Raw genomic sequence first — 20923 nt, forward strand, 5'->3', positions numbered from 1 at the left:
CCGGGTCTGGACTTCGCGGACGCCTTCGACGACCTGGACTGAGCGCGGTACCTGGACTGAGCGCGGTACGCCGGGACCGTGAGGGCAGGGCCGCGCCGCACCCGGCGTCGTCCACATGGACCCGGCGCCGTCCACAGGACCCCGTCCCCCGGGGCACGAACGGCTAGGCTCGCGCCCGTACGAGACGAGCCGTAACCGGGAGACCCATCGATGGCCAAGAAGCGACCCCAGACGAAGGCCAAGCGCCCGCAGACCACGGGCGGGGCCGCCGCCGTCGGCACCGAGGGAGACGTTCCGGTCGTCGGCGCCCGCGAACCCTGCCCCTGCGGCAGCGGCCGCCGCTACAAGGCCTGTCACGGCCGGGCCGCGGCCCACGCCGTGACCGAGCTGGTGCGCCGCCCCTTCGAGGGCCTGCCCGGCGAGTGCGACTGGGTCGCCCTGCGCGAGCTGGTCCCGGCGGCCACGGTCGAACTGCCCCTGAAGGACGGTCTGCCCGAGGGCGTCCCGGCGGTCACGCTGGCCACGGTCCTGCCGATGGCCTGGCCCGCCCTGCGCCGCGACGACGGCTCGGTCCTGCTCGGCCTGCAGAACGACACCTCGTCGGGCGACATCAGCCGCGACCTCGCCGACACCCTCCAGCGCGCCCTGGAAGCGGAGCCGGGCACACCGGTGCAGGGCCGCCGCGCCCCGGCCGACGGTCCGCGCCTGCAGGACCTGCTCGACCCGGAGGGCGGCTTCGAGCCAGAAGTGCACAGCGGCTTCGAGTTCTGGGTCCCGGACCCGCAGAACGCCACGCCGGAGGTGGCCGCCTCCCTGGAGCGGGCCAACGCCGCGGCCATCCCGACGGTCAAGCTCCGGGGCGTGGACGCCGCGTACTGGTGCCAGACGCCGGAGAAGAACCACCTGCGGTGGGTCATGCCGCACCCCGAGGAGCAGCTTCTGGACGCTCTCGCGCGGTTGCACGCCGCGGGCCGTTCCAGCCTCGGCGAGGGCACCCGCCTGGTCGGCTCCTTCCGCGCTCACGGGCTCACGGTGCCGGTCTGGGACCTGCCGAGCGGCGTCTCGGCCGAGGACGTGGAGAAGCCGGCGGCGGAGTTCGCCGAGCGCCTCGCGACAGCCCTGGCCGCGGACGCGCCGCTGACGGCGGACGAGCGCCGGGCACGGGGCGGGCTGACCAACCGGCAGGTCACGCTGAGCTGAGGCCCGGCGCGCGGCAGGCCGGCCGGGACACCGCCCGGCCGGTCCCCCGTGCTCCCGGCGGGTCACAACTCCCGTGGGGGACACGCCAGTCGGTGACTGGAAAGGGCGAGATCGAATTTGCGAACCGCCGATCTCTTGTTACCGTTCCTGTAGCCCGGTTGCTGGTGCATCCCCCGTCGCCAGCAACCGGGTCTTTTCATGGACCCGGCCGCTCACGCCACGCGGTTGCGTGTCAACTCCCCGTTTGCGTTGGTCAGTTGCTCCCGGACCGCAGCAGCAGCGGCCCCTGTCCGGCCCGCCGGGCGAACTCCGCGATCGCCGTGTACGCCACCGGCTCGCCCCGTGCGGGCTCCCGGGGCGTCTCGCAGGTGCCCGGCTCGTCCTCGGCGCCCACCGCGCAGGTGATCCGCACGGTCCGGGCCTGCGGCCCCATCAGGGTGAGCGCGGCGTCGAGCGCCTCACCGGTGGCGTTGCGGTAGTAGGTCCGCGCCCAGGTCCGCGCGCCCTGCGTCATCACACAGGTCTGCGCCTCGACGCCGTCGGGGGAGGAGAGTTCGGGACCGCAGCGCACGGCGGTCGCCAGGCCCTGGCCGAGCGTGGGAGGGTGCGGGACGGCGGACGACGCCCCGGGCGCCTTGCCGTCGGGCGGGGAGGAACGCCGCCCGACGTGTTCCGTGCCGGAGGCGGCCGTGCCGCCCTCGGACCGCACGGCTCCCGCTGCCGCCACCGCCAGCGGCAGGGCGACCGCGCACGCCACCCCGACCCCCGCGAGGGCGAGCAGTCGGGTCTTACGGGGGTCCCGGCGGCGGCCCCGGGAATGACGCGGCATGGCCCCGGAACTTAACGCGCCGGGGCGTGTGCGGCGCCCGGCGCGCCCGACGGTCCTAGAACTCGGGCGCGCTCACACCCGTACGAGTGAGGGCCTCGACCACGGCGTCCACCACGGCCTCGACATCGGGCACCCACGGGGAGGCCGAGCCGGGCAGTGGCGCCCGCTCCCAGCGGATCTCGCCCTGGCCCGTCTCGGAGGGCGGCAGGGCCAGGTAGCCGCCCTCGCCGTGGAAGCGGAGGGAGCCGGGCACGAAGTCCTTGGCGTAGAGCAGTTCGCCGAGCTGCTCCATGGAGTACGGCTTGACCAGGATCGCCCAGCGGGTGGGCGAGGCGACGACCGGGCCGAGCCGCATGCCCGCGTGGTCGAGGACCTTCAGGGCGCGGGCGGCCGGGAGGGCCGGCAGGGAGACCGCGCAGGGGGCCTTGCCGCCGGTGGCCAGGACGATCGGCGCCGCCGGGCGGTTGCTCCACCACCAGCGGACCATGCGCCCGTCGGTGGTGGCCGCGAGCAGGCCTGGGTCGAAGGGATGCGCGCCGGGCACCGTGCAGTCGGGGTCGGGGCAGCTGCAGCGGGAGTGCCCCTGCGGGTCCGCCGCGACGCCCGGCAGCACGGGCCACTGCCATTCCGTCGCGTAGGTCAGGGCCGCGCCGATCAGCTCAGGCCTCCCGTCACTGCGCTGGAACAGGAGCCTGCGTCGCCTTCCGGGGATCTCGCGCATGAGCGCTCGTCCTTTCCGTTGCACGCCTGGCAACACGGTGGTCCATCACAACATGTGTCGATCACTTCACTGTGCGTACCTGTTGGCGCATCACACCCCTGCTTGAGGCAAGGGGAACCCCTATGGGTCGAGCAAGGGCTGCCTCCGCGGCCGTCCCGCCCATACTGCGTCCATCAAGAGCACGGGCGTGGCGTAGGGGTGGCGAAGTATGGCGTTTGCCGTCGCGCGTATTTCTCTCCGCCTCCGCCGCGGGAGGATGGGGCACGGTCGTCGGTGGATAGGACGCCCGGTTCCGTCACCAGGTTCCGGATGGTTCCCAACCACCCCTGGCCTTCTCCGAGTACGTACCCATCACGACCGTTGTGACGCTCCGTCGAGCAAGCCCAGTCGACCGCAATAAGCCGTCCCCTGCGGCAGTTTTAAGCCAACTTTGCATTTCCGCAAGAGGAAGGGGAGTTGTTCTCTCGAACCTCACGGACACCAGGAATCCCAGCAGGACAATGCTGGACATCTCCTCACGAGTGCGTGTACATGTGGAGCCACTGCTGGCGGCGCAGAATGACATGGGGGTTTGCGATGCTTTTGAGCAGTACGCGCCGGTCGGAAGGCCGGACGCCATGAACGCCCCGCACCCTGCGAAAGTGGCTGGAATCGATTCAACGGTTCCGGCCCCCGCACACACTGTCGCGCCCGTCACGGGTATCACCCCGGCCGCCCCGGCAAACCCACCCGCCCCACCCGGCGCGGTGCTCCAGGACCGTCTCGCCGGCTGGGTGTCCGACCTCACCACCCTGCACGAACTGACCGAACGGCTGGCCCGCACCACCGCGCTCGACGAGGCGCTGCACGAGACGCTGCGAGCGGGCGCCGCCCTCGTCGGCGCCCGGCGCGGCCTCGTCGTCCTGGAACCGGGCGACGGCCTCGGCCCGGACACCACCATCGGCCTGGGCCTGGCCCGCGCCGACCTGGGCCACATCGAGACCGTGCCCCGCAGCTCCCTGTCCCACGGCCGGATCCTCGACGGGCTGCCGGGCGGCGAGGCCGCGATCGCCCAGCCCGACCTCTTCGCCGAGGAGAAGCTCGACCCCCGCCACCGCGAGGTCGCGGCCCGCCTCGGTTACGCCGCCAGCTACGCCCTCCCCCTGACCCCCGAGACCGCAGGCCGTCTCGGCGCAGCCGTCTGGCTCTACGACGAACCCGCCGAGCCCAGCGAGCGCCAGCGCCACCTCGCCGGCCTGTACGCCCGCTACGCCGCCGAGCACCTCGCCCGGCTCCTGGAACTGGAGCGCACACGCGCGTCCATGGCGACCATGTCCGACGAGCTGCTGCCCTCCCGGCTGCCCCGGGTGGCCGGTGTCCAGCTCGCCGCCCGGCACCGCACCGGCCCGCGCGGCGGCGGCGACTGGTACGACGCGCTGCCGCTGCCCGAGGCCGCCCTCGGTCTCGCGGTCGGCTCCGTCACCGGCGCGGGACCCAGCGCCGTCGCCGCGATGGGGCGGCTGCGGGCCTCCCTGCGCGCCTACGCCGTGATGGAGGGCGAGGACCCGGTCGCGGTCCTGTCCGACCTGGAGCTGCTGCTGCGGCTGACCGAGCCCGCCCGCTCGGCGACCGCCCTGTTCGGTTACTGCGAACCGGCCGCCCGCAAGATCACGCTGGCCGGTGCCGGCCACAGCCCGCCGCTGCTGATCGGGCAGCGGCGCACGGAGTTCGTGGAGACCTCCGTCTCCGCCCCCCTCGGCATGCTCGCCTGCTGGGAGGCGCCCAGCGTGGAGATCCTCGCCGAGCCCGGAGAGACGGTTCTGCTCTACACGGACGGGCTGCTGCACCGCACCGGCGAGGCCACGGACCGGGCCTTCGCCCGGCTGCACGCGGCCGCTGCCGGGGTGCCCCGGGCGCTGCGGGGCGATCCGGGCGCGATCGCCGACCACGTCCTGCGCAGCGTGCTGCCGGACGGGCTGGACGCGGCGCGGGGGACGGAGGACGTCGTGCTGCTGGCGGCGCGCTTCGAGTAACGCTCCTCGTCACCGGCCCCGGGCCCCCTTCCGCGCCGCCGTACAGTGGACGGTGGTCCAGTGCCGTATCGAGGAGGATGACCGTGGCCGAGGATCTCGCGGAGACCCCGGAGACTGCCGAAGAAGAGCCGATCAAGCAGCGGAAGAACGGACTGTACCCCGGCGTGTCCGACGAGCTGGCCGAGAACATGAAGAGCGGCTGGGCCGACACCGAGCTGCGCGACCTCGAGCCCGTCCCCCAGGCCGCCGAGACCGCCGCCCGCCGGGCCGCGCTGTCCGCGCGCTTCCCGGGCGAGCGTCTGGTGATCCCCGCGGGCAACCTCAAGACCCGCTCGAACGACACCGAGTACGCCTTCCGCGCCTCCGTCGAGTACGCCTACCTCACCGGCAACCAGACCGAGGACGGCGTCCTGGTCCTGGAGCCCAAGGGCGAGGGCCACGAGGCGACGATCTACCTCCTGCCGCGCTCCGACCGCGAGAACGGCGAGTTCTGGCTGGACGGCCAGGGCGAGCTGTGGGTCGGCCGCCGCCACTCCCTCACCGAGGCCGAGCAGCTCTACGGCATCCCCGCCTCCGACGTGCGCGAGCTGCCCGGGAAGCTGCGCGAGGCCACCGGCCCGGTGCGTGTCGTGCGCGGTTACGACGCCGGTATCGAGGCCGCGCTCACCGACAAGGTCACCGCCGAGCGCGACGAGGAGCTGCGGGTCTTCCTGTCCGAGGCGCGCCTGGTCAAGGACTCCTTCGAGATCGGCGAGCTGCAGAAGGCGGTCGACTCGACCGTGCGCGGCTTCGAGGACGTCGTGAAGGTCCTCGACAAGGCCCAGGCGACCTCCGAGCGCTACATCGAGGGCACGTTCTTCCTGCGCGCCCGCGTGGAGGGCAACGACGTCGGCTACGGCACGATCGCCGCGGCCGGCCCGCACGCCTGCACGCTGCACTGGGTGCGCAACGACGGCCCCGTCCGTTCCGGCGACCTGCTGCTGCTCGACGCGGGCGTCGAGACGCACACCTACTACACGGCCGACGTGACGCGCACGCTGCCGATCAGCGGCCGCTTCAGCGAGATCCAGCGCAGGATCTACGACGCCGTGTACGACGCCCAGGAGGCCGGGATCGCGGCGGTGAAGCCGGGCGCCAAGTACCGGGACTTCCACGACGCGGCCCAGCGGGTGCTGGCCGAGCGCCTCGTGGAGTGGGGGCTCGTCGAGGGCCCGGTCGAGCGGGTGCTGGAGCTCGGGCTGCAGCGGCGGTGGACGCTGCACGGCACGGGCCACATGCTGGGCATGGACGTGCACGACTGCGCCGCCGCCCGGACCGAGACGTACGTGGACGGTGTGCTGGAGCCGGGCATGTGCCTGACGGTGGAGCCGGGGCTGTACTTCCAGGCCGACGACCTGACGGTGCCCGAGGAGTACCGGGGAATCGGGGTGCGGATCGAGGACGACATCCTCGTGACGGAGGACGGCAACCGGAACCTCAGCGCCGGGCTGCCCCGGCGCTCCGACGAGGTCGAGGCGTGGATGGCCGCCCTCAAGGGCTGATCCCCCGCCGGAAGGCACCAAAAATGCGCAGGTCAGCGCTGGTTGACGTGTGAGATCATGACCGACCTTGCCGGGCCGAATCGGGGAACGGGCGCGATCATCATGAAGAACGTTCAGACGGCGCTGACCATGCAGGACGCCATCCTCACCCTGCAGAAGTACTGGAGCGACAACGGCTGCATGATCACGCAGCCGTTGAACACCGAGGTCGGAGCCGGTACGGCGAACCCGGCCACGGCCCTGCGGGTGCTCGGCCCGGAGCCGTGGAGCGTGGCCTACGTGGAGCCCAGCGTGCGGCCGGACGACTCGCGCTACGGCGAGAACCCCAACCGGCTGCAGACCCACACCCAGTTCCAGGTGATCCTCAAGCCCGACCCGGGCAACCCGCAGGAGCTGTACCTCGGCAGCCTCCGGGCCCTCGGCGTCGACCTCAACGCGCACGACGTGCGGTTCGTCGAGGACAACTGGGCCTCCCCCGCGCTCGGCGCCTGGGGGCTGGGCTGGGAGGTCTGGCTGGACGGCATGGAGATCACCCAGTTCACCTACTTCCAGCAGGTCGGCGGCGTCGCCCTGGACCCGGTGTCGGTGGAGATCACCTACGGCCTCGAACGCATCCTGATGAACCTCCAGGGCGTGTCCCACTTCAAGGACATCGCCTACGCGCCGGGCATCACCTACGGCGAGGTGTTCGGTCAGAACGAGTACGAGATGAGCCGGTACTACCTCGACGACGCCGACCTCGACACCAACCACCGGCTGTTCGACGCCTACGCGGCCGAGGCCCGCCGGCTGCTCGACCTGGAGCTGCCGGTACCGGCGTACACGTACGTGCTCAAGTGCAGCCACACCTTCAACGTGCTCGACGCGCGCGGCGCGATCAGCACCACCGAGCGGGCCAAGGCGTTCGCGCTGATGCGCGGCCTGACGCACGAGTCGGCCAAGCTCTGGGAGCGGCGGCGGGCGGCGCTGGAGCATCCGCTCGGGGTCGCGCCCGCGCCCGCCCCGGCCGTACGGGCCCCGCTGCCCAAGGTGCCCGGCGTCGAGACGCTGCTGTTCGAGATCGGCGTGGAGGAGCTGCCCTACGCCGACGTCGTCGCCACCACCGAGGCGGTGCGCGAGTCGGTCACCGCGAAGCTCGCCGAGACACGGCTCGGGCACGGGGCGATCACGGTGATGGCCACGCCGCGCCGGATCGTGATCACCGTCGACGGTGTGCAGCCGCGCGAGCGGGACACCGTGCGGACCGTGCGCGGCCCCAAGGTCGCCGCCGCCTTCAAGGACGGCGCCCCGACGCCCGCGCTGCTCGGCTTCGCCCGCAGCCAGGGCGCCGAACCGTCCGACGTGCGGATCATCGAGGTCAAGGGTGTCGAGTACGTGTCGCTCACCCGGCACGAGTCGGGGCGGCCGGCCGTCGAGGTGCTCAGCGACCTGCTGGCCGAGGTGGTGTCCGGGCTGCGCGCCGGGCGGAACATGCGGTGGAGCGACCCGGGCCTGTCCTTCTCGCGTCCGGTGCGCTGGCTGCTGGCGCTGCTGGGCCGTACTCCGCTGCCCGTGGTGGTCTCCTCGCTCTCCTCGGGCGACACCACGCGGGTGCAGCGGCAGGCGCCCTACCCGGAGGTCCGGGTGACCTCCGCCGAGGGCTATCCGCACTTCCTGCACATGCACGGCATCCTGCTCGACCGGGAGGCCCGCCGCGGGGCGGTGGTGCGCGGGGCCCTGGAGGCGGCGGCCGAGGTGGGCGGACGCATCGACGTGGAGGACCAGGCCGGGCTGATCGACGAGATCACCGACATCCTGGAGTTCCCGTACGCCGTGCGCGGGTCGTTCGACGAGCGCTACCTCGAACTGCCCGCGAGCGTCCTGACCACCGTCATGCGCAAGCACCAGCGCTATCTGCCCGTGCTGGACGGCGACCGGCTCATGCCGTACTTCGTCACCTTCGCCAACGCCCTGTGCGACGACGACGTGGTGCGGGCGGGCAACGAGGCGGTGCTGCGGGCGCGGTACGAGGACGCCGCGTTCTTCTGGCGGGCGGATCTGAAGGTGGCGCCGGAGGAGTTCCGCCGCCGGCTGGACAAGCTGACCTTCGAGGACCGGCTCGGCACGGTCGCCGACCGCGCCGGGCGGCTCGGCTCGCTCGCCCTTGACCTGGCCGGACGCGCCGGGCTGCCGGAGGAGACCGTGCAGGTGGTGCGGCGGGCCGGGGCGCTGGCCAAGTTCGACCTGGCCTCCCAGATGGTGATCGAGTTCTCCGGTCTCGCCGGGGTGATGGCCGAGGAGTACGCCCGCCGGGCCGGCGAGTCCCCCGAGGTCGCCCGGGCCCTGGCCGAGATGGAGCTGCCGCGCTCCGCCGGAGGCGCCCTGCCCGCCGGGGACGCGGGTGCCGTGCTGTCGCTCGCCGACCGGTTCGACCTGGTGACGGGCATGTTCGTCATCGGGGCGGCGCCGACCGGGAGTTCGGACCCGTACGGGGTGCGGCGGGCCGCGATCGGGCTGCTCAACGTGTTGCGCAGCGTCCCGGCCGTGGCGGGGATCCGGGTGGGTGACGGGCTGCGCGCCGCTGCCGTGCGGTACGCGGCGCAGGGCGTGGCGGTGCCCGCCGACCGGGTCGCCGAGGCCGCCGAGCTGATCACCCGGCGGTATGAGCAGCAGCTCACGGACGCCGGGCACGAGCACCGGCTGGTGCAGGCCGTGCTGGTGTGGGCCGACCGGCCCGCGCACGGGGACCGGACGCTCGCCACGCTGGAGCGGCATGTCGGCAGCGAGGCGTTCGAGGCGCTCGCCGCCGCGTTCCAGCGGGTGGTGCGGATCCTCCCCGAGGACGGTGTCGACGGGGCCGATCCGTCCCTGCTGACCGCGCCCGCCGAGCTGCGCCTGGCCGAGAGCGTGCGGACCGTGCGTCAGGCCCTGGAGGGCCGTGAGGACGATCTCGGCGCGCTGATCGAGGTCTCCGCCCCGCTGGTCGAGGCGATCGGCATGTTCTTCGACGAGGTGCTGGTGATGGATCCCGACCCGGCCCTGCGGGCGGCGCGGCTGGCGCTCCTGACGGAGGTGGCGGGGCTCGCGCGGACGACGCTGGACTGGGGAGCGCTGTAGGGCGCACTGCGCAGGGGACACGGCGGTGTTTCACGTGAAACACCGCCCTGCCGGGCCGGTCAGACCGCCATCAGCGGTGCGTCCTCGCGCCACTTGAGGACCTTGTCGAAGCTCACCACGGCTCCGCCCCGGCCCGGCTTGTTGCCGATGTGGACGTGGTCGGCGAGCTCCTCGATGAGGCACAGCCCCCTGCCGTTCTCGGCGTCGGTGGGCGCCGGCCGGACCGGGGGGCGGGACCGGGGGGCGGAGGCCGCGGGGAATCCGGGGCCCGCGTCGGCGACCTCGATCCGGCACTTCTCGCCGTCGAGGTAGGCGGTGACCCGGTAGGCCTCCGAACCGGGGCCGCGTCCCGTGTCCCCGCCGTGCTCCACGGCGTTCGCGCAGGCCTCGCTGAGGGCGACGGAGAGGTCGTAGGAGATGTCGGGATCCACGCCCGCGGTCTCCATCGTGCCGATCAGCAGGCGGCGGGCGAGCGGCACGCTCGCGGCTTCGCGCCGCAGATGGAGTGACCACCAGATGCTCATGCTCCAGCCTCCTGGCCGCGGCTCGACATACCGTTACGTATTGCCCTCCGTGCCCGCGTGTAAGCGTGAAGTTGACGTGAGGCCGCCCATACGGCGGATGCGCACTGGTCCTGATCGGTGTATGTGAGGCGGGCGGCGGCGCAGCGGGGAGCGAGGATCGGCGCAACCGGGGGCGCGCCGGACCAGAGCGTGACGTTCCGGTCGTACGGCATCTTGTGGACCTGCCGCACGGGAGCGGCGGGGCCAGTGCGATGATGAGCCCGCCATGCTTGCCCCCCACACGCCCACGAAGCGCTCCGGAGCCACGCTCCGGATCCTGCGGGCCGCGGTGTTCGCCGCGGTCTGCGTCGTGCTGGCCGGGGCAGGTCACGCACTGGCCTCCTGCGACGGCATCCCGCTGTGGACGCTGGGTGCCGGGTTCCTCGGCGTGGCCGCGGTGGCCGTCCCGCTCGCCGGGCGCGCCCGCACGCTGCCGGGCATCGCCGCCCCGCTCGCGGTCGGCCAGACGGTGCTGCACATGCTGTTCGGCCTGGGCCAGCACGGTACGGCCGCCGTCGCCGCACCGCGGCCGGCGGGTCTGAGCGACGCCGCTCTGGTCCAGCAGGCCGCGCGGTTCGTGTGCGGCACGACGGCGGCGGCGATCAGCCCGGCACAGGCCCACAGGATCCTCACCGACGCCAGGGTCCAGCCGCCCGCGGGAGCGCACACGCACCTGGCCACGGACGCCGCGTCCGGGGCGCCGGTCCCGCTGTGGCCGTCCCTGCCGATGCTGCTCGGTCACGTCCTCGCGGCGCTCGCCGCGGGCTGGCTGCTGCGCCACGGCGACCTGGCGGTGCTGCGCCTGGCCGAACTGTCGGCGCAGGGTGTCGCCGAAGGGGCGCTGATCCGCTCGCTGCGGGCCGCGCTCGCGCTGGTCCGAGTCCTGCGCGCCGGCCTGCCCGGCGCGCCCGAGAACCGTCCGCGCCCGGCGCACGCCCTGCGGCCCGTGCCCCCGATACCCCGCACCATCGCGCTCCAGCACACGGTGATCCGGCGGGGCCCGCCCGCCGCGACGGCTTCCGCAGCCGCACTCGCCCTCGCCGCCTGACACGACGCGACCGCCACCGCTCCGCCGTCCCGGAATCCCGGTTCTTCGAGCCCACGGATGCCCGGACACCCCGGAGGAGGGGCCGCCGTCGTGCGGCACGCGCGCGTGCGCGTTCCCTCTTCCTCATCCCGACTCACAGCGGAGTGCTTCCTTCCATGAAGGCTTCCCGTATCGCCGCGGCCGGTGCCGCCGCCGGTGTCACCGTCCTCGCCCTGGCCGCCCCCGCCTTCGCGCACGTCACCGTGCAGCCCGAGGGCACCGCCGCCAAGGGCGGTTACGCGGTCGTCGACTTCAAGGTGCCGAACGAGCGCGACGACGCCTCCACCACCAAGCTCGAGGTCACCTTCCCGACCGACCACCCGCTGGCCTCCGTCATGCCCGAGCCGATGCCCGGCTGGAAGATCGAGGTCACCAAGTCCAGGCTGGACAAGCCGCTGGAGATGCACGGCGAGAAGATCACCGAGGCGGTCTCCAAGGTCACCTGGACCGCCGACGGCAAGGGCATCGAGCCCGGCTACTTCGAGAAGTTCCCGCTCTCCGTCGGCCAGCTGCCCGAGGACACCGACCAGCTGGTCTTCAAGGCCCTCCAGACGTACTCCAACAAGGAGGTCGTCCGCTGGATCGAGGTGCCGCAGGAGGGCCAGGAGGAGCCCGACAACCCGGCCCCCGTGCTGGAGCTGTCCGCCGCCTCCGAGGACGGGCACCACGACGCGGCCGCCGGCGACGACGCCGACTCCGAGTCGGCCGAGAAGGCCTCCGCCGAGACCGCCGCGGACGACTCCGGCTCCTCCGACGGCACGGACACCACCGCCCGCGTCCTGGGCATCGTCGGCATCGTCGTCGGCGCGGCCGGTGTCGCCTACGGCGTGCTCGCCGGACGTCGGCGCAGCAACGCCTGACGCCGCTTCCCCGCACGGCGCGCACCGGAGCACGCCCCGGTTCACGGGGTCACCCCGGTGCGCGCCGGGCCACCGACATCTGGGACATTTCTCTATGCGCACCAAGACCTTCGCCGCGGCCGCCCTGCTCGCCGCCGCATCCCTGACCCTGACCGCCTGCGGCAGCGGCGACGACAGCAACAAGCCCGTCGCCGTGGTGTCGGAGGAGGCCGGTACCGACAAGGCCGCCACGGTCCTCGACAAGCCCTTCGAGAAGCCGGACCTGGTCCTCACCGACACGCAGGGCAAGAAGTACGACCTCCGCGAGGAGACCGCGGGCAAGCCCACGCTGATCTACTTCGGCTACACGCACTGCCCCGACGTCTGCCCGCTGACGATGAACAACATCGCCGTCGCCACGAAGCAGCTGCCCAAGGCCGAGCAGGACGACCTGCGCGTGGTGTTCGTCACCACCGACCCCGAGCGCGACACCCCGGCCGAGCTGGGCAAGTGGCTCAAGGGCATCGACTCCCGGTTCGTCGGCCTCACCGGTGACTTCGCCACCGTCCAGGCCGGTGCCCGCACCCTCGGCATCTCCATCGATCCGCCGCACAAGGACAAGAACGGCAAGATCGTCTCCGAGCACGGCACCCAGGTCATCGCGTTCTCGCCGAAGACCGACGGCGGCTATGTGCTCTACGGCGAGGACGCCACCGTCCAGGACTACACCAAGGACCTGCCCAAGATCGTCAAGGGGGAGAACCCGTGAGGCGCCTCGGCCCGGCGGCCCTCGTCATAGCAGGGGCCCTGGCCCTGGCGGGCTGCGCGGACTCGGACGCGGGCGGCGACGGCGGCCCGGGCGGCGAGGCGGAGCTCTCCGTCGGCTCCGCCTACATGCCGCAGCCGGTCTCCGAGGAGTTGGCGGCAGGTTTCCTCACCGTCACCAACAAGGGCGGTGCCGCCGACGAGCTGACGTCGGTCTCCAGCGACATCGCCGGCCGGGTCACCGTGCACGAGACCACCGGCGGGGCCATGCGGGAGGTCAAGAGCCTCAAGATCCCAGCCCATGGGCGGCTGGTGCTGAAGACCGGCGGCGACCACCTGATGTTCGAGCAGCTCAAGCGCAGGCCGAAGGAAGGCCAGACCGTCTCCGTCGAGCTGCGCTTCGCCCACTCCGACCCCGTCGAGGTGGAGATGCCGGTGAAGGCCGCCACCTACACCCCGACGACCGGACACTGACGGAGGGACCCCTGTGACCCCGACCATCGCCCCCCGCGTCCGGACCCTGGTGCTGCTGCTCCTGGCCGCGGTCTGCGCCCTGCTCGCCGGGGCCGGCCCGGTCTCCGCGCACGCCGCGGTGACCGGCAGCGACCCCGCGCAGGGGGCGGTGGTCGACCAGGCCCCGTCCCGGATCTCGCTCAGCTTCTCCGAGCAGGTCGCGCTCTCCGACGACTCGCTGCGCGTACTCGACCCCGACGGCAAGCGCGTCGACACCGGCAAGCCGTCCGTGGTCGGTGGCACGACGTACGCCGTGCGCCTGCAGCCGGGCCTGTCCGACGGCACCTACACGGTGGCCTACCAGGTCGTCTCGGCGGACAGTCACCCGGTCGCCGGCGCCTACACCTTCTCCATCGGTGCCCCCTCCAAGACGAGCGTGGCCGTCTCCGGGCAGGGAGCCGACGACGGCGTCGTCGGCTGGCTGTACAACTTCGGCCGGTATGTGTCGTACGCCGGGTTCATCGTGATGGCCGGCGGTGCCGCCTTCGTGCTCGCCTGCTGGCCGCGCGGGTCCGGGGTGCGGCCGGTGCAGCGGTTCGTCGTCTCCGGGTGGCTCGCGCTGACCGCCGCGACCCTCGCCCTGCTCCTGCTGCGCGGCTCCTTCACCGGCTCCGGGAAGGTCACCGACATCGTCGACCTGTCCCTGCTGGGGCAGGTGCTGCAGACCAAGACCGGCGCGGCCCTGGTCTCCCGGCTGCTGCTGCTGGCCGCCGCCGCGCTGTTCATCGCCGTGCTGTTCGGCGCGTACGACAAGCGTGAGGACCCGCAGGAGAAGCGGGACCTGACCTTCGGGCTCGCCATCGGCGGTGCCGTCGTGGCCGCGGGGCTCGCCGCGAGCTGGGCGATGTCCGAGCACGCCTCGGTCGGCATCCAGGCGGGCATCGCCATGCCGGTCGACGTCCTCCACCTGCTGGCCGTCGCCGCCTGGCTCGGCGGACTCGGCGCGCTCCTGGTCGCCCTGTACCGTGCGCCGGCCGGCACCCCCGTCGACGCGTCCGCCGTACGCCGCTTCTCCCGGGTCGCCTTCGGCAGCGTGCTCGTGCTCATCGTGACCGGGACGTACCAGTCGTGGCGGCAGCTCGGCTCCTGGTCGGCCTTCACCGACACCCGGTACGGCCAGCTCCTCCTGGCCAAGATCGTTCTCGTCGTCGTCCTCCTCGGCGTCGCCTGGATCTCGCGCCGGTGGACGGGCCGGCTGGCGCAGACCGTGCCGGCTGCGGCGGAGCGGCAGAAGGTACGGGCCGGGGCGGGGGCCTCCGGTGACACGGAGGCCGCCCTCGACGCGGGTGTGGCGCCTGCCGGGGAGTCCGCCGCCGAGGAACCCGGCGCGGGGAAGTCCAGTGCCGAGACCCCCACCGGGACCCCCGCCGAGCCCACCGACGAGACCCCCGCCGAGCCCGCCGACGCCGAGCGCGCCGCCCAGCTCGCCCGGCAGCGGGCCGCGCGGGACGCCGCCCGGCAGAAGCGGCTGCGGGACGCCGACCCCAACCGCTTCGGGCTGCGCCGCTCGGTGCTGGCCGAGGCCGGCGTCGCGGTCGTCCTGCTCGCCGTCACCACCGTGCTGACCCAGACCGAGCCGGGGCGTACGGAGCAGGAGGCCAAGGCGGCCACCTCGTCCTCCTCGTCGTCCTCCACCGCCGACGCGGCGACGTCCGGGGCGCTCACCCTGAACATGCCCTTCGACACCGGCGGCCAGGACGGCAAGGGCGTCGTCACCGTCGACCTCGACCCCGCCCGCGTGGGCGCCAACGAGATGCACGTCTACGTGGAGCGACCAGACGGCCAGGCCTTCGACATCCCCGAGGTCAAGGTCGAGTTCACCCTCGAGGCCAAGGACATCGGGCCCCTGCCCGTCGTCCCCGACCACCTCGCTACCGGACACTGGTCGGCGAACGGAGTGCAGATCCCCATGGCCGGCGACTGGCAGGTCGACGTGACCGTGCGGACCTCCGACATCGACGAGGTGACCGTCACCAAGAACGCGCAGATCGGCTGAACGACCATGCCCGACCAGTCCTTCCCCCAGGCCCGCAGCCCCGAAGCCGCCCCGGACCGCACCGAGGCGGCCTCCGCCCGCGAGGGCATCTCCCGGCGACGGCTGCTCGGCACCGCCGGCGCCACCGGACTCGTGCTCGGCACGGCGGGCGCCGCCGCGGGATACGCCGCCGCGCCCTCCGAGGCGGCCGCTCCGCTCACCTCGCTCGGCACCGACCGGGCGATGTTTCACGGGAAACATCAGCCCGGCATCATCGACGGCCTCCAGGCCCGTGGCCATCTCGTCGCCTTCGACCTGGCGGCGGGCGCCGGCCGCAAGGAGGCCGCCGCCCTGCTCCGCCGCTGGTCGGAGACGGCCCGGAGGTTGATGGCGGGCGAGCCGAGCGCCCACGGGGACACCGACGTCGCCCGCGACGCCGGCCCCTCGTCGCTGACGGTCACCTTCGGCTTCGGGCACAGCTTCTTCGCCCGGACGGGCCTGGAGAAGCAGCGCCCGGTGGCGCTGGACCCGCTGCCCGAGTTCTCCTCCGACCGCCTCGACAAGAAGCGCAGCAACGGCGATCTGTGGGTGCAGATCGGCGCCAACGACGCCCTGGTCGCCTTCCACGCCCTGCGCGCGATCCAGAAGGACGCGGGCCGGGCCGCCAGGGTGCGGTGGCAGATGAACGGCTTCAACCGCTCGCCCGGCGCCACCGCCCACCCCATGACCGCCCGCAACCTCATGGGCCAGATCGACGGCACCCGGAACCCGAAGCCGGACGAGCCCGACTTCGACCAGCGGATCTTCGTCCCGGAGAAGGGTGAGCCGGCCTGGATGGCGAACGGCTCCTACGCCGTCGTCCGCCGGATCCGCATGCTCCTCGACGACTGGGAGAAGCTCTCCGTCAAGGCGCAGGAGGACGTCATCGGGCGCCGCAAATCCGACGGGGCCGCGCTGTCCGGCGGTACCGAGACGACCGCGATGGACCTGGAGAAGACCGACGCCGAGGGCAACCTCGTCGTCCCGATCAACGCCCACGCCCGCATCACCCGGCCCGACCAGAACGGCGGCGCCGCGATGCTGCGCCGCCCGTTCTCCTTCCACGACGGCATCGACGCCGACGGAGTGCCCGACGCGGGCCTGCTCTTCATCTGCTGGCAGGCCGATCCGCTGCGCGGCTTCGTCCCGGTGCAGCGCAAGCTCGACCGGGGCGACGCCCTGTCGCCGTTCATCCGGCACGAGTCGAGCGGGCTGTTCGCCGTGCCGGGCGGGGCGGCGGAGGGGGAGTACGTGGGGCAGAAGCTGCTGGAGGGGTGAGAGTGGGTCCGTGGGCGGAATTGCGGGGATAGCGCTTCCGCGGGCCTATTAGGGTGAGGTCATGCCAGCGAGCTATGCGTATCTCGGCCCCGAGGGCACCTTCACCGAAGTCGCCCTGCGCACGCTTCCCGAGGCCGCCACCCGGGAGCTCATCCCGTACGTGTCCGTCCAGTCCGCGCTCGACGCGGTACGCGCCGGCGAGGCCGAGGCCGCGTTCGTGCCGATCGAGAACTCCGTCGAGGGCGGCATCACGACCACGCTCGACGAGCTCGTCGCCGGGGCCCCGCTGATGATCTACCGCGAGGTGCTGCTCTCCATCACCTTCGCGCTGCTCGTCCGCCCGGGCACGAAGCTGTCGGACATCAAGACCGTCTCCGCGCACCCGGCCGCCCAGCCGCAGGTGCGCAACTGGCTGAAGAAGCACCTGCCGGACGCGCACTGGGAGTCGGCCGCCTCGAACGCGGACGCCGCCCGGCTGGTCCAGGAGGGCCGGTACGACGCCGCCTTCGCCGGGGAGTTCGCGGCCGCCCGCTACGGCCTGGAGGCCCTGGAGACCGGCATCCACGACGCCGAGAACGCCCAGACCCGGTTCGTGCTGGTCGGCCGGCCCGCCCGGCCCGCCGCCCCGACCGGCGCGGACAAGACCTCCGTCGTGCTGTGGCAGCGCGACGACCACCCCGGCGGCCTGCGCGACCTGCTCGGCGAGTTCGCCACCCGGGGCATCAACCTGATGCTGCTCCAGTCCCGGCCGACCGGCGCCGGCATCGGCAACTACTGCTTCTGCATCGACGCGGAGGGCCACATCTCCGACCGCCGGGTGGCCGAGGCCCTGACGGGCCTGAAGCGGATCTGCCTCCAGGTGCGCTACCTCGGCTCGTATCCGCGCGCCGATGTGCAGCCGGAGCAGGTGCGGCAGCCGCGGCCGGGGACGTCGGACGAGGAGTTCGTGGCGGCGGCGGACTGGGTCGCGCGGTGTCAGGACGGCCGCTTCTAGGCTGGTCGCCGGCCGGTCCACCGGCCGGTCGTACCTGCTGATGGTCGTTATCCACAGAAGTTATCCACAGGTTCGCTTCTCGACCTGGGGACAAGTCGACAACGAACCATGAGTCAGTCGACAAATCGCCCTAGAGGCTCCTGATGCGTCCATCGGCGGGCAGGTCACCCTTCGTCCACCGTTTCCCCTTGCGTAACTCTTTGGGGTGACCCGTTTCCACTCGAAAGTGAGGATAGAGGGGGTTTGCGGTGGGAATTCTCAAGGACGGCCGCGTCTTGCGGAGTGATCAATTCCGAAGTCCACAGATCTTCCACACAGCCTGTGGATAACTCTTCGGCGCATGTGGATTCCTGTGGACAACCGAATCCCAAGTCCCGCTCCCCACAAGGGATTCAGGTCAATGCGGCGCCCGCCGGATGCCTCGTTCCGGGGAGAGGCGTCTCCTTTATTGACACGGCACGCAATTCACTCATAACGGTACGTAAGACCCGACGGGAATAGTGAGTCGTGGGCGGTCATCCCACACCGGTAGCCTGGAGCGCGTGATTGACCTTCGCCTGCTCCGTGAGGACCCCGACCGTGTGCGCGCCTCCCAGCGCGCCCGTGGAGAGGACGTCGCGCTCGTCGACTCCCTCCTGTCTGCCGACGAGCGGCGCAGGTCGTCCGGCGTCCGCTTCGACGAGCTGCGCGCCGAGCAGAAGGCGCTCGGCAAGCTGATCCCCAAGGCGTCCGGGGACGAGAAGGCAGAGCTGCTGAAGAAGGCGAGCCAGCTCGCCGCCGACGTCAAGGCCGCCGACGCGGAACGCGACGCCGCGGCCACCGAGACCCAGGAGCTGCTCCAGAAGCTCGGCAACCTCGTCCACCCGGACGTGCCCGTGGGCGGCGAGGAGGACTTCGTCACGCTGGAGACGCACGGCACGATCCGTGACTTCGCCGCCGAGGGCTTCGAGCCCCGGGACCACCTGGAACTCGGCCACCTCCTCGGCGCGATCGACGTCGAGCGCGGCGCCAAGGTCTCCGGCTCGCGCTTCTACTTCCTCACGGGGGTGGGCGCCCTGCTGGAGCTCGCCCTGGTGAACGCGGCGATGGCCCAGGCCACGGCGGCCGGCTTCACGCCGATGCTGACCCCGGCCCTGGTCCGCCCCCAGTCCATGGCGGGCACGGGCTTCCTCGGCCAGGCCGCCCAGGACGTCTACCACCTCCAGGACGACGACCTCTACCTGGTCGGCACCTCCGAGGTCGCGCTCGCGGCGTACCACATGGACGAGATCCTCGACGCCGACCGCCTCCCGCTGCGCTACGCGGGCTTCTCGCCCTGCTTCCGCCGCGAGGCCGGCTCGCACGGCAAGGACACCCGCGGCATCTTCCGCGTGCACCAGTTCGACAAGGTCGAGATGTTCTCCTACGTCACCCCGGAGGACTCGCAGGCCGAGCACCAGCGGCTGCTGGAGTGGGAGAAGCAGTGGCTGACCTCGCTCGAGCTGCCGTTCCGGGTCATCGACGTCGCCTCCGCCGACCTCGGCTCCTCGGCCGCCCGCAAGTTCGACTGCGAGGCGTGGATCCCCACCCAGGGCAAGTACCGCGAGCTGACCTCGACCTCGGACTGCACGGAGTTCCAGTCCCGCCGGCTGTCGATCCGCGTCCGTGACGGCAAGCAGGTCCGCCCGCTGGCCACGCTGAACGGCACGCTCTGCGCGGTCCCGCGCACCATCGTGGCGATCCTGGAGAACCACCAGCAGCCCGACGGCTCGGTGCGCGTGCCCGAGGTGCTGCGCCCGTACCTGGGCGGCCGGGAGGTCCTGGAGCCGGTGGCCAAGTGAGCGACACGGCCCCCTCCGGCGGCTTCCCGTACAAGCTGGTCGCCACCGACCTCGACGGCACGCTGCTGCGTTCCGACGACACGGTGTCGCAGCGCACCCGTGACGCGCTCGCCGCCGCCACCGCGGCGGGCGCGGCGCACATCGTCGTCACCGGCCGCGCGGTCCCCTGGACCCGGCACATCCTCGACGACCTGGGCTACGAGGGTCTGGCCGTCTGCGGCCAGGGTGCGCAGGTGTACGACGCCGGCGCCCGCCGCCTGCTGACCTCGGTCACGCTGGACCGGCAGCTCGCCGGGGTGGCCCTGGCCAAGATCGAGGCGGAGGTGGGCCCGCTGTACCTGGCCGCGAGCCGCGACGGCCTGGACGGCGAGGTGCTGGTGGGCCCGGGCTACGCGGCGCACGGCAAGCTGCCCGCGACCCCCTTCACGGACGCGTCGGACCTGTGGACCGCGCCCCTGAACAAGCTCTACATCCAGCACCCGACCCTGTCGGACGACGAGCTGTGCGAGGCGGCCACCCGGACCGCCGGCGGTTTCGTCACCGTCACGATGGCGGGCCCGGGCATCGTCGAGCTGCTCCCGCTGGGCCTGTCCAAGGCCACCGGGCTGTCGCTGGCGGCCCGCCGCCTCAAGCTGAAGGCGGCCGACACGATCGCCTTCGGCGACATGCCCAACGACATCCCGATGTTCGCCTGGGCCTCCTACGGTGTCGCCATGGCCGACGCCCACGCGGAGCTGAAGGCGGTGGCCGACGAGGTGACGTCCTCCAACGAGGAGGACGGGATCGCGGTGGTGCTGGAGCGGTTGCTGGGCTGAACCTTCGTGACGCGGTGCGGCGGAGGATGCACGGATCGAACGTGCGCGGGCTTCAGCCCGACCATGGCTTAGCAAGCCAGTGCCTTACCACTCGGCCAATCCTCCGGGTGGGCGGCCCACGCGAGGTGCGAGTCGCGTGCTCGAAGCGGCCGCCCCGGGCAGCTCCCCGTGCGGGGCGGGCTCCACGGAGGGGTAGCGACTACTCCGGAACCCGCCGCGGGCTGCCCTGAAGGGAGCTGGACGTACTGCCGTGCATGGACATCGTCCCGCTCCTCCCCAGACCGTGGCGCCGGGCTCCTCGCCCGGCAGGGACACGACTACTCTGCCTGCCGGGCGAATGGGACGCCACCGATTAAATCGGCGGGCGGGGGCCACCGGTCGGCGGGCATACGGCCGGTCGGGGGCACAAGCCACCGGGCGGGGGCGCATGCCACCGGGCGGCAGCCGAGGGAGGATCAGGCGGCGGGGCAGGGGACCGGACCGGACGGCGCGGACGTCGGACGTCGGACTGCCAAGGCACGGGACCGGACGGCGGTCGCTAGCGCTTGCGCCTGCGCCACCTGCGCCGCCTGACCTTGCTGAAGAACCAGCCCGCGGGCGGCTCGTCGGAGCGCCAGGGCTGCGGCTCCGGTGACTCGCGGCGCCAGCGCGCGGCCAGCATCCGGGCCCGGGCCGACGGCTCGGAGGTCTCGGCGGAGCGTATGAAGTCGTCGTCCAGGACGAGGCCGTCCCAGGTGTCGTCCCCGGACCCGGATCCCGGGTGCCCGCGGTCGTCGTACTGAGCCCTCTCGCCCGCCATGTGTGTCCCTCCCGGCCGTCCAACTCCCGTGCGGTGG

At 72.6% G+C, this 20923-nt stretch carries 17 protein-coding genes and 1 tRNA gene; 13 read left to right on the plus strand and 5 right to left on the minus strand.

Annotated elements, in window-relative coordinates; translation table 11 throughout:
- Positions 1-210 precede the first annotated feature (210 nt).
- A complete protein-coding gene (locus RIN80_RS01635) occupies positions 211-1200 on the plus strand; it encodes a DUF5926 family protein (protein ID WP_309093634.1) in 990 nt (329 codons plus the stop codon).
- Positions 1201-1453: 253 nt separating this feature from the next.
- Here the strand turns inward: RIN80_RS01635 and RIN80_RS01640 are convergent, their stop codons facing one another.
- Both RIN80_RS01640 and RIN80_RS01645 read right to left on the minus strand, forming a co-directional pair.
- The gene (locus tag RIN80_RS01640; RefSeq protein WP_309093635.1) at positions 1454-2029 is read right to left on the minus strand and encodes a hypothetical protein; all 576 of its coding nucleotides are present in this window, start codon (positions 2027-2029) and stop codon (positions 1454-1456) included.
- Positions 2030-2084: 55 nt separating this feature from the next.
- Positions 2085-2750, minus strand: a complete 666-nt coding sequence (locus RIN80_RS01645) for a bifunctional DNA primase/polymerase (protein ID WP_309093636.1) — start codon at positions 2748-2750, stop codon at positions 2085-2087.
- A 500-nt stretch (positions 2751-3250) separates the two neighbouring features.
- Between RIN80_RS01645 and RIN80_RS01650 the strand changes: the two genes are divergently transcribed.
- The 3 genes from RIN80_RS01650 (at position 3251) to RIN80_RS01660 (ending at position 9399) form a co-directional block, all read left to right on the plus strand.
- The gene (locus RIN80_RS01650; RefSeq protein ID WP_309093637.1) at positions 3251-4762 is read left to right on the plus strand and encodes a PP2C family protein-serine/threonine phosphatase; all 1512 of its coding nucleotides are present in this window, start codon (positions 3251-3253) and stop codon (positions 4760-4762) included.
- A 77-nt stretch (positions 4763-4839) separates the two neighbouring features.
- Positions 4840-6303, plus strand: coding sequence for an aminopeptidase P family protein (locus tag RIN80_RS01655; protein ID WP_309093638.1), 1464 nt, complete (start codon positions 4840-4842; stop codon positions 6301-6303).
- A 102-nt stretch (positions 6304-6405) separates the two neighbouring features.
- On the plus strand, positions 6406-9399 hold the full coding sequence (locus RIN80_RS01660; RefSeq protein WP_375141581.1) for a glycine--tRNA ligase: 2994 nt from the start codon (positions 6406-6408) through the stop codon (positions 9397-9399).
- A gap of 59 nt (positions 9400-9458) precedes the next feature.
- Here the strand turns inward: RIN80_RS01660 and RIN80_RS01665 are convergent, their stop codons facing one another.
- A complete protein-coding gene (locus RIN80_RS01665) occupies positions 9459-9923 on the minus strand; it encodes an ATP-binding protein (protein WP_309093639.1) in 465 nt (154 codons plus the stop codon).
- A gap of 265 nt (positions 9924-10188) precedes the next feature.
- Between RIN80_RS01665 and RIN80_RS01670 the strand changes: the two genes are divergently transcribed.
- From RIN80_RS01670 to RIN80_RS01710, 9 genes are all read left to right on the plus strand, one after another.
- Positions 10189-11010, plus strand: a complete 822-nt coding sequence (locus RIN80_RS01670) for a hypothetical protein (protein WP_309093640.1) — start codon at positions 10189-10191, stop codon at positions 11008-11010.
- Positions 11011-11165: 155 nt separating this feature from the next.
- Entirely contained in the window at positions 11166-11909 is a 744-nt protein-coding gene (locus RIN80_RS01675; protein ID WP_309093641.1) for a YcnI family protein, read from the plus strand.
- Between the two features lie 94 nt (positions 11910-12003).
- Positions 12004-12657 carry an SCO family protein gene (locus tag RIN80_RS01680; RefSeq protein WP_309093642.1) on the plus strand — a complete coding sequence of 218 codons (654 nt, stop codon included), beginning with the start codon at positions 12004-12006 and terminating at the stop codon, positions 12655-12657.
- Complete coding sequence (locus tag RIN80_RS01685) at positions 12654-13127, plus strand: copper chaperone PCu(A)C (RefSeq protein WP_309093643.1); 474 nt, start codon at positions 12654-12656, stop codon at positions 13125-13127. The genes RIN80_RS01680 and RIN80_RS01685 overlap by 4 nt, the downstream gene beginning before the upstream one ends.
- Positions 13128-13140: 13 nt before the next feature.
- Complete coding sequence (locus RIN80_RS01690) at positions 13141-15162, plus strand: copper resistance protein CopC (protein WP_309093644.1); 2022 nt, start codon at positions 13141-13143, stop codon at positions 15160-15162.
- 6 nt (positions 15163-15168) lie between these two features.
- A complete protein-coding gene (gene efeB, locus RIN80_RS01695) occupies positions 15169-16458 on the plus strand; it encodes an iron uptake transporter deferrochelatase/peroxidase subunit (protein WP_309093645.1) in 1290 nt (429 codons plus the stop codon).
- Positions 16459-16519: 61 nt separating this feature from the next.
- Complete coding sequence (gene pheA / locus RIN80_RS01700) at positions 16520-17452, plus strand: prephenate dehydratase (protein ID WP_309093646.1); 933 nt, start codon at positions 16520-16522, stop codon at positions 17450-17452.
- Positions 17453-17994: 542 nt separating this feature from the next.
- A complete protein-coding gene (gene serS / locus RIN80_RS01705; protein WP_309093647.1) occupies positions 17995-19272 on the plus strand; it encodes a serine--tRNA ligase in 1278 nt (425 codons plus the stop codon).
- A complete protein-coding gene (locus tag RIN80_RS01710) occupies positions 19269-20087 on the plus strand; it encodes an HAD family hydrolase (RefSeq protein ID WP_309093648.1) in 819 nt (272 codons plus the stop codon). The genes serS and RIN80_RS01710 overlap by 4 nt, the downstream gene beginning before the upstream one ends.
- Positions 20088-20107: 20 nt before the next feature.
- Here RIN80_RS01710 and RIN80_RS01715 read toward each other — a convergent pair.
- Positions 20108-20192: transfer RNA gene (locus tag RIN80_RS01715), tRNA-Ser, on the minus strand.
- Between the two features lie 433 nt (positions 20193-20625).
- Positions 20626-20886: a hypothetical protein gene (locus RIN80_RS01720; protein ID WP_309093649.1), complete on the minus strand. Its 261-nt coding sequence runs from the start codon at positions 20884-20886 to the stop codon at positions 20626-20628.
- Between the last annotated feature and the right edge of the window lie 37 nt (positions 20887-20923).

It is taken from the genome of Streptomyces sp. (assembly GCF_031181705.1).
GTDB lineage: Bacteria > Actinomycetota > Actinomycetes > Streptomycetales > Streptomycetaceae > Streptomyces.

Bases quoted from the DNA above. Each gene is read 5' to 3' on its own strand.
- RIN80_RS01635 (WP_309093634.1), top strand. From the start codon at position 211: ATGGCCAAGAAGCGACCCCAGACGAAGGCCAAGCGCCCGCAGACCACG.
- RIN80_RS01640 (WP_309093635.1), bottom strand. From the start codon at position 2,029: ATGCCGCGTCATTCCCGGGGCCGCCGCCGGGACCCCCGTAAGACCCGA.
- RIN80_RS01645 (WP_309093636.1), bottom strand. From the start codon at position 2,750: ATGCGCGAGATCCCCGGAAGGCGACGCAGGCTCCTGTTCCAGCGCAGT.
- RIN80_RS01650 (WP_309093637.1), top strand. From the start codon at position 3,251: ATGCTGGACATCTCCTCACGAGTGCGTGTACATGTGGAGCCACTGCTG.
- RIN80_RS01655 (WP_309093638.1), top strand. From the start codon at position 4,840: ATGACCGTGGCCGAGGATCTCGCGGAGACCCCGGAGACTGCCGAAGAA.
- RIN80_RS01660 (WP_375141581.1), top strand. From the start codon at position 6,406: ATGAAGAACGTTCAGACGGCGCTGACCATGCAGGACGCCATCCTCACC.
- RIN80_RS01665 (WP_309093639.1), bottom strand. From the start codon at position 9,923: ATGAGCATCTGGTGGTCACTCCATCTGCGGCGCGAAGCCGCGAGCGTG.
- RIN80_RS01670 (WP_309093640.1), top strand. From the start codon at position 10,189: ATGCTTGCCCCCCACACGCCCACGAAGCGCTCCGGAGCCACGCTCCGG.
- RIN80_RS01675 (WP_309093641.1), top strand. From the start codon at position 11,166: ATGAAGGCTTCCCGTATCGCCGCGGCCGGTGCCGCCGCCGGTGTCACC.
- RIN80_RS01680 (WP_309093642.1), top strand. From the start codon at position 12,004: ATGCGCACCAAGACCTTCGCCGCGGCCGCCCTGCTCGCCGCCGCATCC.
- efeB (WP_309093645.1), top strand. From the start codon at position 15,169: ATGCCCGACCAGTCCTTCCCCCAGGCCCGCAGCCCCGAAGCCGCCCCG.
- pheA (WP_309093646.1), top strand. From the start codon at position 16,520: ATGCCAGCGAGCTATGCGTATCTCGGCCCCGAGGGCACCTTCACCGAA.
- RIN80_RS01720 (WP_309093649.1), bottom strand. From the start codon at position 20,886: ATGGCGGGCGAGAGGGCTCAGTACGACGACCGCGGGCACCCGGGATCC.